Source organism: Pseudomonas sp. (assembly GCF_050739935.1).
In the GTDB taxonomy this organism is placed as follows: Bacteria; Pseudomonadota; Gammaproteobacteria; order Pseudomonadales; family Pseudomonadaceae; genus Aquipseudomonas.
Genome location: NZ_JBOICF010000123.1, coordinates 1 through 12,730, shown reverse-complemented (window position 1 = coordinate 12,730; position 12,730 = coordinate 1). Strand labels below are relative to the sequence as shown.

Annotated in this window: 12 protein-coding genes; 8 read left to right on the top strand and 4 right to left on the bottom strand. The window is 60.5% G+C overall.

What is annotated here, in order from left to right; translation table 11 throughout:
• Nucleotides 1-41: 41 nt before the first annotated feature.
• Together ACRER8_RS24555 and ACRER8_RS24550 are read right to left on the bottom strand one after the other, a co-directional pair.
• Nucleotides 42-956, bottom strand: coding sequence for an SMP-30/gluconolactonase/LRE family protein (locus ACRER8_RS24555; protein WP_431748771.1), 915 nt, complete (start codon nucleotides 954-956; stop codon nucleotides 42-44).
• A gap of 72 nt (nucleotides 957-1,028) precedes the next feature.
• Nucleotides 1,029-1,853: an NAD-dependent epimerase/dehydratase family protein gene (locus ACRER8_RS24550; RefSeq protein WP_431748770.1), complete on the bottom strand. Its 825-nt coding sequence runs from the start codon at nucleotides 1,851-1,853 to the stop codon at nucleotides 1,029-1,031.
• Between the two features lie 218 nt (nucleotides 1,854-2,071).
• On the opposite strand from ACRER8_RS24550, the gene ACRER8_RS24545 reads away from it, so the two are divergent.
• The 6 genes from ACRER8_RS24545 (at nucleotide 2,072) to ACRER8_RS24520 (ending at nucleotide 9,234) form a co-directional block, all read left to right on the top strand.
• Entirely contained in the window at nucleotides 2,072-3,016 is a 945-nt protein-coding gene (locus tag ACRER8_RS24545; protein ID WP_431748769.1) for a substrate-binding domain-containing protein, read from the top strand.
• A gap of 84 nt (nucleotides 3,017-3,100) precedes the next feature.
• Nucleotides 3,101-4,612, top strand: a complete 1,512-nt coding sequence (locus ACRER8_RS24540; RefSeq protein WP_431748768.1) for a sugar ABC transporter ATP-binding protein — start codon at nucleotides 3,101-3,103, stop codon at nucleotides 4,610-4,612.
• A 4-nt stretch (nucleotides 4,613-4,616) separates the two neighbouring features.
• Entirely contained in the window at nucleotides 4,617-5,576 is a 960-nt protein-coding gene (locus tag ACRER8_RS24535) for an ABC transporter permease (RefSeq protein ID WP_431748805.1), read from the top strand.
• 141 nt (nucleotides 5,577-5,717) lie between these two features.
• A complete protein-coding gene (locus ACRER8_RS24530; RefSeq protein WP_431748767.1) occupies nucleotides 5,718-6,803 on the top strand; it encodes an alcohol dehydrogenase catalytic domain-containing protein in 1,086 nt (361 codons plus the stop codon).
• Between the two features lie 158 nt (nucleotides 6,804-6,961).
• On the top strand, nucleotides 6,962-8,494 hold the full coding sequence (locus ACRER8_RS24525; protein ID WP_431748766.1) for an FGGY-family carbohydrate kinase: 1,533 nt from the start codon (nucleotides 6,962-6,964) through the stop codon (nucleotides 8,492-8,494).
• A gap of 2 nt (nucleotides 8,495-8,496) precedes the next feature.
• Nucleotides 8,497-9,234, top strand: a complete 738-nt coding sequence (locus tag ACRER8_RS24520) for an SDR family oxidoreductase (protein WP_431748765.1) — start codon at nucleotides 8,497-8,499, stop codon at nucleotides 9,232-9,234.
• 111 nt (nucleotides 9,235-9,345) lie between these two features.
• Here ACRER8_RS24520 and ACRER8_RS24515 read toward each other — a convergent pair whose 3' ends face one another.
• Nucleotides 9,346-10,380 carry a LacI family DNA-binding transcriptional regulator gene (locus ACRER8_RS24515; protein WP_431748764.1) on the bottom strand — a complete coding sequence of 345 codons (1,035 nt, stop codon included), beginning with the start codon at nucleotides 10,378-10,380 and terminating at the stop codon, nucleotides 9,346-9,348.
• Between the two features lie 275 nt (nucleotides 10,381-10,655).
• On the opposite strand from ACRER8_RS24515, the gene ACRER8_RS24510 reads away from it, so the two are divergent.
• On the top strand, nucleotides 10,656-11,861 hold the full coding sequence (locus tag ACRER8_RS24510) for an MFS transporter (RefSeq protein WP_431748763.1): 1,206 nt from the start codon (nucleotides 10,656-10,658) through the stop codon (nucleotides 11,859-11,861).
• 3 nt (nucleotides 11,862-11,864) lie between these two features.
• Nucleotides 11,865-12,332, top strand: a complete 468-nt coding sequence (locus tag ACRER8_RS24505) for a metallophosphoesterase family protein (RefSeq protein WP_431748762.1) — start codon at nucleotides 11,865-11,867, stop codon at nucleotides 12,330-12,332.
• A 143-nt stretch (nucleotides 12,333-12,475) separates the two neighbouring features.
• Here ACRER8_RS24505 and ACRER8_RS24500 read toward each other — a convergent pair whose 3' ends face one another.
• Nucleotides 12,476-12,610, bottom strand: a complete 135-nt coding sequence (locus tag ACRER8_RS24500; RefSeq protein ID WP_431748761.1) for a substrate-binding domain-containing protein — start codon at nucleotides 12,608-12,610, stop codon at nucleotides 12,476-12,478.
• Nucleotides 12,611-12,730: the final 120 nt, after the last annotated feature.

Below are 12,730 nucleotides of genomic sequence, written 5' to 3'. Positions count from 1 at the left end.
CGGTCGCGTTTTTGAATACGTCACTGTCGGCAGGCATGTTGCTACAGGGGATGAGGACTGGGCGTGGGGGCGGCTCCAAATAGCGGCTCTTCAAGCCCTTTCACACCGGGCCGTAGGGCGAATACTGCGCCGGCCAGAGGCTGATCGCTGAGATCGCCGCCGGGACGGATCGAGGTGACGAACAGCGTGTCCAGATCGCGACCGCCGAACGCGCACATGGAAGGCTTCTTCACCGGAACCGGCAGTGAGCGATCCAGTTCTCCTGCGGGCGTGAATCGATGGATCAGGCCTTCGTCGTTACCACAGATCCAGTAGCAGCCATCGGCGTCCACCGCTGCGCCATCAGGACGGCCAGGGTGCTGGTTCATGTCGACGAACAGGCGGCGGTTGTGCGGTGTGCCGGTGTCGAGGTCGTAATCGAAAGCCCAGATTTTCTGCACTGAGGGATGGGAGTCGGACAAGTACATGATCTTGCCATCGGGGCTGAAGCCCAGCCCGTTGGGCACGATCATGTCGGTAACGCATGGGCTGAGCGGTTCACGCTGGCCGCTTGAATAGCGATACAGCGCGCCCGTCGTGGACGCCTCAGCCATGTCCATGAACATGGTGCCCGCCCAGAAACGGCCCTGACGGTCGCAGCGACCATCGTTGAAGCGCATGTTCGGGCGGGCGTGTTCGACATCGATCAGCCGTTGCCAGGCGAGTGTTCCATCGTCCTGGGGGCTGACACGAAACAGGCCGTCTTCCATGCCCGCCAGCCAGCTGCCGTCGCCATAGCTGGCAATGCAGGCCAGCATCTGCGGCGCTTCCCAACTCCGCACGCGGTTATCCAGCGAACTCCAGCGGTTGAGTTTTCGCGCTGGGATGTCCACCCAGTAAAGCGCTTGTTCGCGCGCGTCCCACACCGGGCATTCGCCGGTGGCGTTACGCGCGTCGAGGATCAGTTCGGCCTGCATGGCGACCATCCGAGAGTCTCGAAAAAGGGGGCAGGGCGGCCAACCTGAACGTCGGCCGTTTTTGGCGCGACCTCACTCGTCGCCAAACGGGCCTGCCGCAACGAAGGCGCCGCCTTGATACACCAGCAGCGGATCGTCTGCAGCGGGCATCGGCTGGGCTTCGACCTTCGCGCGAAATTGCTCTGAGCTGTCCTTCGGCTGGTAGTCCAGATGGTTGGCCAGACGGTTATCCCACCAGACATTCGCGTTGTCGGACGCGCCGTACACTACGGTATGGCCGACATTGGGCGTGAACAGGCCACGCTCGATCAACTGAGTCAGGTCGTCGTAGCTCAGCCAGGTATCCAGCATGCGGCGGTTCTGCGCTTCGGGGAACGAGGAGCCGATGCGGATGCTCACGGTTTCGATGCCGTAGCGATCGAAGTAGAAGCTGGCGACGTCTTCGCCGTAGGACTTGGACAGGCCGTAATAGCTGTCAGGACGACGCATCGCGCTGGCATCGATGGTTTCGTCCTGGCGATAGAAGCCGATCACATGATTTGAGCTGGCAAAAACCACACGTTTCACGCCATGCCGACGCGCCGCTTCGTAAATGTGGAAAATCCCGCAGATGTTCGGGCCCAGAATTTCTTCGAACGAGCGCTCGGTTGAAACGCCGCCGAAATGCACGATGGCATCGACGCCCTCGACCAACTGATCAACCGCGGCCTTGTCGGCCAGATCACAGATCTGCACTTCTTCATGAGTGCCAGCGGCGGGGGCCATTTCGACAATGTCGGAAAGACGCAGGATTTGAGCATAGGGACGCAGGCTGTCACGCAGCACTTTGCCAAGTCCGCCAGCGGCGCCGGTCAGCAGCAGGCGATTGAATGGGGTAGGGGCACTGGATTGAGTCATCGGGAGAAGCCCTGATTGAAATGTTTTTATTGGCGTCATCCGTTGTCGTATGACCTATCGCCGGATTATCGACATCCGTTACAAAATTTGTCAACGCGCTACGGGGTGAATGATCGCCGTCCAACGGCTGTTGCGAACCCCCTCTTTCTCTGCTAATTTCGAAAATGTTAACGATGACATTTCCGCTTTAACAATAAAAACAACGGGATTTTTTCGCCATGACAACTCGCCTCAAGAAGGGCTTCTCCGCCGTCCTTTGCTCGCTCGCCGTCGCTGTGGCGTGCACCAGTTCTTTCACCGCTCAGGCGGCCGATGCTAAAGCCGGCCCGCTGAAAATCGGTGCCTCTTTTCAAGAGATCAACAACCCCTACTTCGTGACCATGAAAGACGCGCTTCAGGACGCCACCGGCAGTATTGGTGCGACCCTGCTCGTCACCGACGCACGTCACGATGTTTCCAAGCAGATCAGCGATATCGAAGACATGCTGCAAAAGGGCATCGATATTCTGATCATCAACCCGACCGATTCGGTGGGCGTGCAGTCCGCGGTGAAAGAGGCTCATGACAAGGGCGTCGTGGTCGTTGCGGTGGACGCTCAGGCCGACGGTCCGCTGGACTCCTTCGTGGGCTCTAAAAACTACGACGCTGGCGTTCAAGCCTGCGAGTATCTGGCCAAGAACATCGGTGGCAAAGGCGACGTGGGAATTCTCGACGGCATCGCTGTGGTGCCGATTCTCGAGCGCGTGCGCGGCTGCAAAGATGCGCTGGCCAAGCATCCGGACATCAAGATTGTCAGCATTCAGAACGGCAAGCAGGAGCGTGATCAGGCGCTCAGCGTGACCGAAAACATGCTTCAGGCGCAGCCCAATCTCAAAGGCCTGTTCAGCGTCAACGACAACGGCTCGCTCGGTGCACTGGCCGCCATCGAATCCAGCGGCATGGACGTCAAGCTGACCAGCGTCGACGGCTCGCCGGAGGCGATCAAGGAAATCCAGAAGCCGAACACCAAATTCATCGCCACCTCCGCTCAATACCCGCGCGATCAGGTGCGTCTGGCTTTGGGGCTGGCGCTCGCCAAGAAGTGGGGCTCGCAAGTCCCGGCGACCATTCCGGTGGACATCCTGCTGGTGGATCAGGCCAAGGCGAAAACCTTCTCCTGGTAACGGGCCTGCGGCTGCTCGCCTGAGCTTTTTCGGCCAAGCGAGCACCCCCGGATTCGAGCGAGTTTCTGCTTTGGCGAGGTGCGCATGAGCTGCCTTCTACAACTGGAAAACATCTGTAAAAGCTACCCCGGCGTGCATGCGCTCAAGTCGATCAATCTGCAGGTCGAGCGCGGCGAGATTCATGCGCTGCTTGGTGAAAACGGTGCGGGTAAATCCACGCTGATGAAGATCCTGGCCGGCGTCGAGCATCAGGACAAAGGCAGCATTCTCATCGACGGCGCCGAGCAGCATTTCGCGACTTACAACGAAGCGATCGCGGCGGGTATCGGCATCGTTTTTCAGGAATTCAGCCTGATCCCTTACCTCAACGCCGTGGAAAACATTTTCCTCGGTCACGAGATCGTCAACGGCTTCGGCCTGCTGCGCAAAAGCGAGATGCGCGAGAAGGCCATCGCACTGTTCGATCGCCTCGGTGTGAAGATCAATCTGGATTGTTCGGTGCAGCATCTGAGCGTCGCCGAGCAGCAATTCGTCGAGATCGCCAAGGCGCTGGCCCTTGAGGCGCGTCTGCTGATTCTGGATGAGCCGACCGCCACCCTGACCCCAAGCGAAGCCGAGCTACTGTTCGACATCATGCGCGAGCTGAAAAGCCAGGGCGTGGCGGTGATTTTCATCTCCCATCACCTTGAGGAAATCTTCCAGGTCTGCGATCGCATCAGCGTGCTGCGCGACGGCGCCAATGTTGGCGCACTCACCGTGGCCGACAGCGACATCGATACGCTGGTAGAGATGATGGTCGGACGTCGGCTGGAGGCGAGTTTTCCGCCCAAACCGACGCAGGCGCGTGGCGAAGTGGTGCTGCAGGTGCGCGACATTCAGCTGACCCGCAATGGCCCGCATAATAGTTTCAACCTGCACAAGGGCGAGATTCTCGGCTTTGCAGGGCTGGTCGGCTCCGGCCGCACGGAGCTGGCGCTGGGGGTGATCGGCGCGCTGCCGGTGGTGAGCAAGGACGTGTTGCTGCGCGGGCAGTTGGTCAACCTCAGCGACCCGGCTCACGCCTTGGCCAATGGCATCGGCCTGCTACCGGAAAGCCGCAAGAGCGAGGGGCTGATCGTCGATTTCAGCATTCGCGAGAACATCTCGCTGAACAATCTGGGCAAGTACGAAGGCGCGGCGCACCTGCTCGATCGACACAAGGAAGACACCACCACTGCCGAGCTGATGAAACAGCTGTCGATCAAGGCACCGACCTGTGAAAGCCGGGTGCTCAATCTCAGTGGCGGCAATCAGCAGAAAGTGGTGATCGCGCGCTGGATCAATCACCACTGCGACATCCTGATTTTCGACGAGCCGACCCGAGGCATCGATGTTGGCGCCAAGGCGGAGATCTACAACCTGATGCGCAAACTCACCGAACAAGGCTTCGCGATCATCATGATCTCGTCGGAACTGCCGGAAGTCATCGGCATGTGCGATCGCGTGGCCGTCTTCAACAAGGGCGCCATCGTCAATGTGCTGGAGTCATCGGCCATCAATCCACAAGAAGTGATGCGCCATGCCACCGGGAGTCTGAACAGTGAACACCTCCATTAAAACCATGACCACGCAACCTGGCCGGATGAAGCTCAACTTCGCCCAACTGATCCGCTCACCAGCGTTCTATCCCTTCGTCGGGCTGGTGTTGGTGACGGTCTTCATGATCTTCGCCAGCGACAAATTCCTCACCGGCGCGAACCTGGAAAACATCGCCCGCCAGGTGTCGATCAACGCGATCATCGCCGTGGGTATGACCTGCGTGATTCTCACCGGCGGCATCGATCTGTCAGTGGGGCCGGTCATGGCGCTGTCCGGCACGCTGACCACGGGATTAATGGTCGCGGGTGTTCCGGCGCCGATCGCGATTCTCATTGGCTTGTTGATTGGGGTGGGCTTCGGTGTCGGCAACGGCATCTTCGTCGCGTATCTGAAGATGCCGCCGATCATCGTCACGCTGGCGACCATGGGCATCGCCCGCGGCCTGGGCCTGATGTACACCGACGGCTACCCGATTTCGGGGATGCCCGACTGGTTCGCCTGGTTCGGACGCGGCACCTTGTTCGGAATTCAGGTGCCGATCCTGATCATGCTGCTGACTTACTTCTTCGCCTGGGTGCTACTGCAGCACACGCGCATCGGTCGCTACGTCTACGCCATCGGTGGCAACGAAGAGGCCGTGCGTCTTTCCGGGGTGCGTGCTTCGCGGTTCAAACTGCTGGTGTACTCGATCAGCGGGCTGACCGCGGCAATTGCCGGGCTGGTGTTGTCCTCGCGTCTGATGAGCGGCCAGCCGAACGCCGGCGTCGGTTTTGAGCTGGATGCGATTGCCGCCGTGGTGCTCGGCGGTGCGTCGATTGCCGGCGGTCGCGGCGTAATTATCGGCACCCTGGTGGGCGCGCTGTTGCTGGGCGTGCTCAACAACGGGCTGAACATGCTCGGCGTGTCGCCGTACGTGCAGAGCGTGATCAAGGGCGGAATTATTTTGCTCGCGATTTTCATCAGCCGGCAGCGGCATAAATAAGTATCGAATAACGAACGATAGGAGCCGGCTTGCTGGCGACGGCGGTGTGTCAGACACAGGTGCATCCCCTGACACCATGGGTTCGCCAGCAAGCCGGCTCCTGCACGGGCCACACATACATACCTCAACAGGTGAACCGACATGGAACAAAACACAAAAACCACCATGCAAGCCGTCGTCTGTCATGCGCCGAAAGACTACCGTCTGGAGCGCATCACCAAGCCGGTGGCCCGCGCCAATGAGCTGGTGATTCGCATCGGCGCATGCGGTATCTGCGCCAGCGACTGCAAATGCCATTCGGGCGCGGCGATGTTCTGGGGTGGCGAAAGCCCTTGGGTCAAGGCGCCGGTGGTACCGGGCCACGAGTTCTTCGGCTACGTCGATTCGGTCGGCGAGGGTGCTGAAGAGCACTTCGGTGTGAAAGTAGGCGACAAGGTCATCGCCGAGCAGATTGTGCCGTGCGAGAAGTGCAGGTTCTGCAAGTCCGGCAAGTACTGGATGTGCGAAGTGCACAACATTTTCGGCTTCCAGAAGGATGTGGCCGAGGGCGGTATGGCGCAATACATGCGCATTCCGAAGACGGCCATCGTGCACAAGATTCCCGAGTCGGTGTCGCTGGAGGACTCCGCGCTGATCGAGCCGATGGCTTGCTCGATCCACACCGTCAACCGGGGCGATGTGCAACTCGATGACGTGCTGGTGATCGCGGGCGCTGGCACCCTGGGCCTGTGCATGGTACAGGTCGCCGCGCTGAAGACGCCGAAGAAACTGGTGGTCATCGACATGGTCGACGAGCGTCTGGAACTGGCGAAGAAATTCGGCGCCGACGTGGTGATCAACCCAAGCCGCGACAACGCGCGAGAGATCATCAACGGCCTCACCGATGGCTATGGCTGCGATGTGTATATCGAGACCACTGGCGTGCCAGTCGGCGTGACTCAGGGCCTGGACCTGATTCGCAAGCTCGGTCGTTTCGTCGAGTTCAGCGTATTCGGCGCCGAGACCAGCGCCGACTGGTCGATCATCGGCGACCGCAAGGAACTGGACGTACGCGGCGCTCACCTGGGGCCATATTGCTACCCGATCGCCATTGACCTGTTCGAGCGCGGCCTGGTGACCTCCGAAGGCATCGTCACCCATGACTTCGGGCTGGATGATTATGCCGAAGCGTTTGAACTGGCTAACTCGACGAAGTCGATCAAGGTGCTGCTCAAACCGGTGAATTGAGCGCTGAGTTTGCGGTGCGTCTTATACCGCCTCGCGAATGAATTCGCTCTCACAGTTGAATGAAATGCAGTCTCCTGTGGGAGCGGATTCATCCGCGATGAGGTCGGTTTGGCACCGAAGATCGGACGCAATATCCAATAACAAGAGAGCGCACGAAGATGGAATACGTCATCGGGGTCGACATCGGCACCCAGAGCACCAAGGCATTGCTGGTCGATGCTCAGGGCCGCATCGTCGCGCAGCACAGTCATGGCTACAAGGTCGACACCCCCAAACCGCGCTGGGCCGAGCAGTGGCCGCAGGTCTGGCTCAATGCCGTGGAGGTCTGCGTCGCGGCCTGCATGCGCAAGAGCGGCGTGCCCAAAGACAGCGTCAAGTCGCTCTGCGTCAGCAGCCTGTATGGCGGATCCGGCATTGCCGTCGACGCGCAGATCAAACCGCTGTACCCGTGCCTGATCTGGATGGATCGCCGGGCCGAAGAGCAGGTCGAGTGGGTCAACCAGAACGTCGATCTGGAGCGTCTGTACTCGATCACCGGTAATTCGGTGGACAGCTATTACGGCTTCACCAAGATGCTCTGGCTCAAGGACAAACAGCCGCAGATCTGGGCCGATACGCGCTACCTGCTGCCGCCCAACAGCTATATCAACTACTGCCTCACCGGCGAGATTGCGGTGGATCACAGTTCCGCTGGCAACATTGGCGGCGTCTACGATATCGAGGCGCGCCGCTGGTCGGCGGAGATGCTCGACGCGCTGGGTATCCCTCAATCGATGATGCCCGAGCGCCTGCTGCATTCCGGGGATGTGGTCGGCGGGCTGCTGGACGAGTGGGCCGAGCGGCTGGGCCTGGCAGCGAGCATTCCCCTGCTTGGCGGCGGCGTCGATGCGGCCATGGCGACCTTCGCGGCGGGCGTCACTCAGGCTGGCAATCACGTGGCGATGATCGGCACCAGCATGTGTTGGGGTTATCTCAATCAGCAGGTCGATGCCCGTCATGGTCTGGTGAGTTTTCCCCACGTCTTCAATGGCGCGAAGGACCTCTACATCTTCGGCGGGGCGATCACTGCGGGCGCCTCGGTCAGCTGGTTTCGCGAAGAGTTTTGTCAGGCCGAAGAGCAGCAGGGGCACGAGACGGGCGAAGACAGCCACGCCATTCTCGAACGCGCCGCGACGAAGATTCCCGCAGGCAGCGACGGTGTGCTGTTTCAGCCCTATCTGATGGGCGAGCGCAGCCCGGTATGGGACGCCAAGGCCAGCGGCAGCTTCGTCGGGCTCAATCTTTATCACACACGTATTCACCTGTACCGTGCGGTGCTGGAAGGCGTCACCTTCGCCCTGCGCCACAACATCGAAGCCGGGACCAAAGGCGCGCAATCCCTGGACTCGCGTCTGATCGTGGTCGGCGGCGCGAGCCATTCGGATCTGTGGATGCAGATCATCGCCGACGTCACTAACTTCCCGGTCTACACCATCGTGCAGGAAGTGGAAGCGGCCCTCGGTGCGGCGTTGCTCGCGGCCCACGCCGTGGGGCTGGTGGACGAGGCCCAGGTGCACAAGGGCTGGGTGCAATTGCAGCGCAGGGCCGAACCTCAAGCCGACAACGTTGCGCTGTACTCGCGCTTGTTCGCGGATTACGTGGCGTTGTATCCGGCGCTCAAACCGATCATGCATCGTTTGCAGGGAGCGTGAATGTGAACACCGCCCACTTTGATTTCAGCGGCCAACGCATTCTGGTGACTGGGGCCAGCAGCGGCATTGGCTGGGAAGTCGCGCAGCAATTACTCGGCAGCGGCGCGGAAGTCTATGCCCTGGGGCGCGATCCGTTGGCGTTGCAGAAGCTGGAAGCGCAAGGCTGTCACGTTCTGCGCGTGGACGTGGGGGATCACCTGCAGCTGGCCGCTGTGCTCGCCGATCTGCCGGTAATGCACGGTTTGGTCAACTGCGCGGGGATTTCCATTCTCGAAACCGCGACCGAGATCAGCGCTGCCGCGTTCGATCAGGTCATGACGGTCAATGTGCGTGCTGCGGCGATGGTCGCTGCGAGCGTAGCCAAAGCGATGATCGGCGAGGGCGTGGCGGGCAGCATCGTCAACGTTTCGAGCCAGGCATCGCTGGTGGCGCTGGACGATCATCTGAGTTACTGCGCGTCGAAAGGCGCAATGGACGCCATGACTCGCGTGCAGTGCGGCGAGTGGGGCAAGCATGGAATCCGGGTCAACAGCGTCAACCCTACCGTGACGCTGACGCCTATGGCGCTGATGGCGTGGAGCGAACCGAGTAAGCGCGATCCTGCGCTGGCGGCTATTCCACTGGGGCGCTTTGCTGAAACGGCGGAAGTGGCGGCACCGATTCTGTTTCTGTTGAGCGATGCCGCGTCGATGATCAGCGGGGTGTCGTTGCCGATTGATGGCGGGTATACCAGTCGGTAACCGGCATGTCATTCACACGCGGTTCCCTGTAGGAGCCGGCTTGCTGGCGAACGCGGTGAGTCAGGCGAGGAGACGTTGGCTGACACAACAGGTTCGCCAGCAAGCCGGCTCCTACAATGGTTCGCCCGACCGCGAGGTTCCGCCGTTCTCCAATTCCCCGACAATCACCACCTTGGCCTTCGGCAAGAACCGGTCCTGAATCCGCTCCAGCAGCAGCGTTACTGCCTGGCTGCCCGCCCGCGAGGCATCGTGAGCGATACAAGCGATGGGGATGCCGAAAATGTCGGCAAACGGCAGACGGTCGATGCCGCAGATGGGCAGGCTATCGTGGGCGATGCCGCGATCTCGCAGCGCGCGCATGGCACCCAGGGTGATCAGCTGGTTGAAGCCGAAAATCGCATCCGGCACGGCGTGTTCGCTCAGGTAGTCCAGGGTGCTCTGGTACGACGGCTCCAGGGTGTAGTCGCCGGCGAACACGTCCAGTTGCACGTCTTTACCACTCTCGGCCAGCGCCGCTTTCACGCCCTTGAGGCGCTCTTCGGAAATCCGCGAATGGGCAGGGCCGGTCAGTACCAGCAGACGCTGCATGTCCGGGCTTTGCGCCAGGAGATAACGCGCGCCCTTCAAGCCGCTGTGATAGTTGTCCAGCACCACGTGGCTGAACGGGCTGTCATGCAGCGCACGGTCCAGTTGCACCACGGGTATGTCGCCATTGCTCAAACGGCTCAGGTAGTTGGGCTGATATTCCGGCTCATCCGACACCGGCGACAGCACGATCCCCGCCACGCGATAGCTGAGCAGCGTATCGACTGCCTTGCGCTCCAGTTCCTCCGAGCCGTCGGTGTCCACCAGCATGATGGTGTAGCCGTGCTTTTTCGCCTCGCGGGAGATGGCCTTGATCATCTCGCTGTAGAACGGGTTGTCCACGGACGCTGTGATCACGCCGATGATCATGCTCTCGCTGCGCTTGAGGCTGCGGGCGAACGCATTGGGTACGTAGTCCAGTTCTTCAGCCACTTCCAGAATGCGCGCCAGGGTTGCGGGCTTGACCAGATCAGGTTTGTTCAACGCCCGGGAAACGGTGACCGGGGTCATGTTCACGCGTCGGGCGATGTCGGAAATAGTGACGGGGGTCTTTTTGCTCATGGACTTCTGGCGGCCTTGAATCAGGACAACATGCGGGGCGGCCACATGATTGCTGGATTGCGCAAGGCTAGCACGATGAGGGCCAAAAGCGGTGAGATGAACGGTGATAATGTTAACGTTTTCATCGCCTGTTTCCGAGGCTTCGCATGGCGTATAACGTGCGGCATCGAACGCAGGCGCTCTCGCCGTGGTCCACTTTCCACTGAAACTTTTCCGACGTCATGTATGCAATTGACCGATAATGTGTGTCCTTTTTTGTCCCGTCTGGAGGATTCATGACCTCGCCTGTTTCATCCTCTTCACGCGACTTCTTCATCGCCGCAGCGGCGCTGTTGATCGCCATGGTTGGCACCACTCTGCCGACGCCGCTTTACGCGATCTATCAGCAAAAGCTGGGATTCGATGCGAGCTGGCTGACGATCATCTTCTCCATTTATGCGGCGGGGGTCATCGCGGCGCTGCTGGCGGTGGGCAGTTGGTCCGATCAGTTGGGACGTCGGCCGTTACTGTTGGCCGGTTTGTGCATGGGCGCGATCAGCGCCCTGATCTTTCTGTTCTCCGATTCGATTGGCGGCTTGCTGATCGGCCGACTTTTTTCAGGATTTTCGGCAGGCATCATGACCGGCACCGCGACCGTTGCGGTGATCGAACTGGCGCCGAAAACCTGGAAGAACGCCACGCTGATGGCGACCGCGGCGAACATGCTGGGCCTGGGGCTTGGGCCATTGCTGGCGGGGTTTACATCGCAACATCTGGCCGACCCCCTGCACCTGATTTTCTACGTGCATCTGGCGTTGCTGTTGCTAGCGGCGGTCGGCGTGGCGGTGATTCGCGAAACGGTGCAGCGTCCGGCACAGCTGAAGCTGAGCATCCAGAAACCCTCGGTTCCGGCGTCGGTGCGCGGCGTGTTCATCTCGGCCTCGATCGCGGGCCTGGCCGGGTTCAGCGTTGCTGGATTGTTCACCAGCATGGTGCCGTCGGTGATGATCCACATCCTGCAAGTGCAGGGCGGGCTGTTGATCGGCGCGGTGATTGGGCTGTTTTTCCTGGCATCGATCATTGGCCAGGCGTCGCTGCACTGGCTGCCCAAGGGCTTGCACATGACCCTTGGTTGCGTGGGTCTGATCCTGGGGATGGTCTGCCTGGGCCTGAGTATCGCCACTGCGCAGTTGCTGCTATTGGTTTGTGCGGGTCTCGTGGCAGGCGTGGGGCAGGGCATGATCCTGCGTGCCGGCATGGGCGCGGTGACGGCGAGCAGTCCGCCAGATCAGAAAGCAGCGGTGACCTCGGCGTTTTTCGTGGTCCTCTACATCTCCATTTCGGTGCCGGTGGTGGCCGTCGGCTTCAGCGTGCAGACGTTCGGCTTGCCCCATGTCGGTGAGTTTTTCGCGTCGTTGGTAGCGGTGGTGGCTTTGTTGGCGATGATCAGCATGAAACGCGTGCAGTCGCGTCAGGCGGCCGGTGAGCCCTCCGGGAGTTGATCGATGGTGGTGAAAGTCGGCCTGATCTCAGACACCCACGGCTTGCTGCGTCCCCAAGCGCTGGAGGCGTTGCGCGGCTGTGATTATCTGATTCATGGCGGCGATATCGGCAAGCCGCAGATCCTCCACGCGCTGAGCGAAATCGCGCCGCTGACCGTGGTGCGCGGCAACAACGACACCGATGACACATGGGCGGCGGACGTGCCGTTCGAGGCGGTGTTACATGTCGGGTCTCTGGGGATTTACGTCACCCACATCCTCGCCGACGTGCCCGAGACGCTGCCGCCGGATATCGGCGTGGTGGTGACCGGGCATTCGCACAAGCCGCTACAGCAGACCCGCCACGGGGTACTGTTCATCAACCCCGGAAGCGCCGGGCCTCGGCGGTTCAAGCTACCGATTACCATAGGCGTGTTGCACATCGATGGGCGTGATGTGCGCGGGGAGTTGGTTGAGTTGCAGCTGAATTAGCCACGTATGAAAACTGTGGGAGCGAATTCATTCGCGAGACATCGGTACAGGCAACCCATCTCTATCGGCTGCACGATTTTTCGCGAATGAATTCGCTCCCACAGGGAATCTCGCTCAGGATTTTAAATACATCCCGGCTTCAATCACTTCGCAATCGGGTCCAGTCCGCTGCCCTTGATCGCCGACGCGGCTGCCGATGAACTCAGGAAATCCAGGAACTGCTTCGCCTGCTCAGGGTGTTTGCTTTTGGTGACGACACCTGCCGAGTAGGGTGTCATCGGCGGTTCAAGCTACCGATTACCGTAGGCGTGTTGCACGTCGATGGGCGCGATGTGCGCGGGGAGTTGGTTGAGCTGGATCTTGGTGGCTGATGAACAACACCTGTAGGAGCGAATTCA

What these genes read in the sequence shown, in the direction of transcription:
- ACRER8_RS24500 (WP_431748761.1), bottom strand. Translation starts at nt 12,610, where the DNA reads ATGACACCCTACTCGGCAGGTGTCGTCACCAAAAGCAAACACCCTGAG.
- ACRER8_RS24555 (WP_431748771.1), bottom strand. Translation starts at nt 956, where the DNA reads ATGCAGGCCGAACTGATCCTCGACGCGCGTAACGCCACCGGCGAATGC.
- ACRER8_RS24550 (WP_431748770.1), bottom strand. Translation starts at nt 1,853, where the DNA reads ATGACTCAATCCAGTGCCCCTACCCCATTCAATCGCCTGCTGCTGACC.
- ACRER8_RS24535 (WP_431748805.1), top strand. Translation starts at nt 4,617, where the DNA reads ATGACCACGCAACCTGGCCGGATGAAGCTCAACTTCGCCCAACTGATC.
- ACRER8_RS24515 (WP_431748764.1), bottom strand. Translation starts at nt 10,380, where the DNA reads ATGAGCAAAAAGACCCCCGTCACTATTTCCGACATCGCCCGACGCGTG.
- ACRER8_RS24505 (WP_431748762.1), top strand. Translation starts at nt 11,865, where the DNA reads ATGGTGGTGAAAGTCGGCCTGATCTCAGACACCCACGGCTTGCTGCGT.
- ACRER8_RS24545 (WP_431748769.1), top strand. Translation starts at nt 2,072, where the DNA reads ATGACAACTCGCCTCAAGAAGGGCTTCTCCGCCGTCCTTTGCTCGCTC.
- ACRER8_RS24525 (WP_431748766.1), top strand. Translation starts at nt 6,962, where the DNA reads ATGGAATACGTCATCGGGGTCGACATCGGCACCCAGAGCACCAAGGCA.
- ACRER8_RS24540 (WP_431748768.1), top strand. Translation starts at nt 3,101, where the DNA reads ATGAGCTGCCTTCTACAACTGGAAAACATCTGTAAAAGCTACCCCGGC.
- ACRER8_RS24530 (WP_431748767.1), top strand. Translation starts at nt 5,718, where the DNA reads ATGGAACAAAACACAAAAACCACCATGCAAGCCGTCGTCTGTCATGCG.
- ACRER8_RS24510 (WP_431748763.1), top strand. Translation starts at nt 10,656, where the DNA reads ATGACCTCGCCTGTTTCATCCTCTTCACGCGACTTCTTCATCGCCGCA.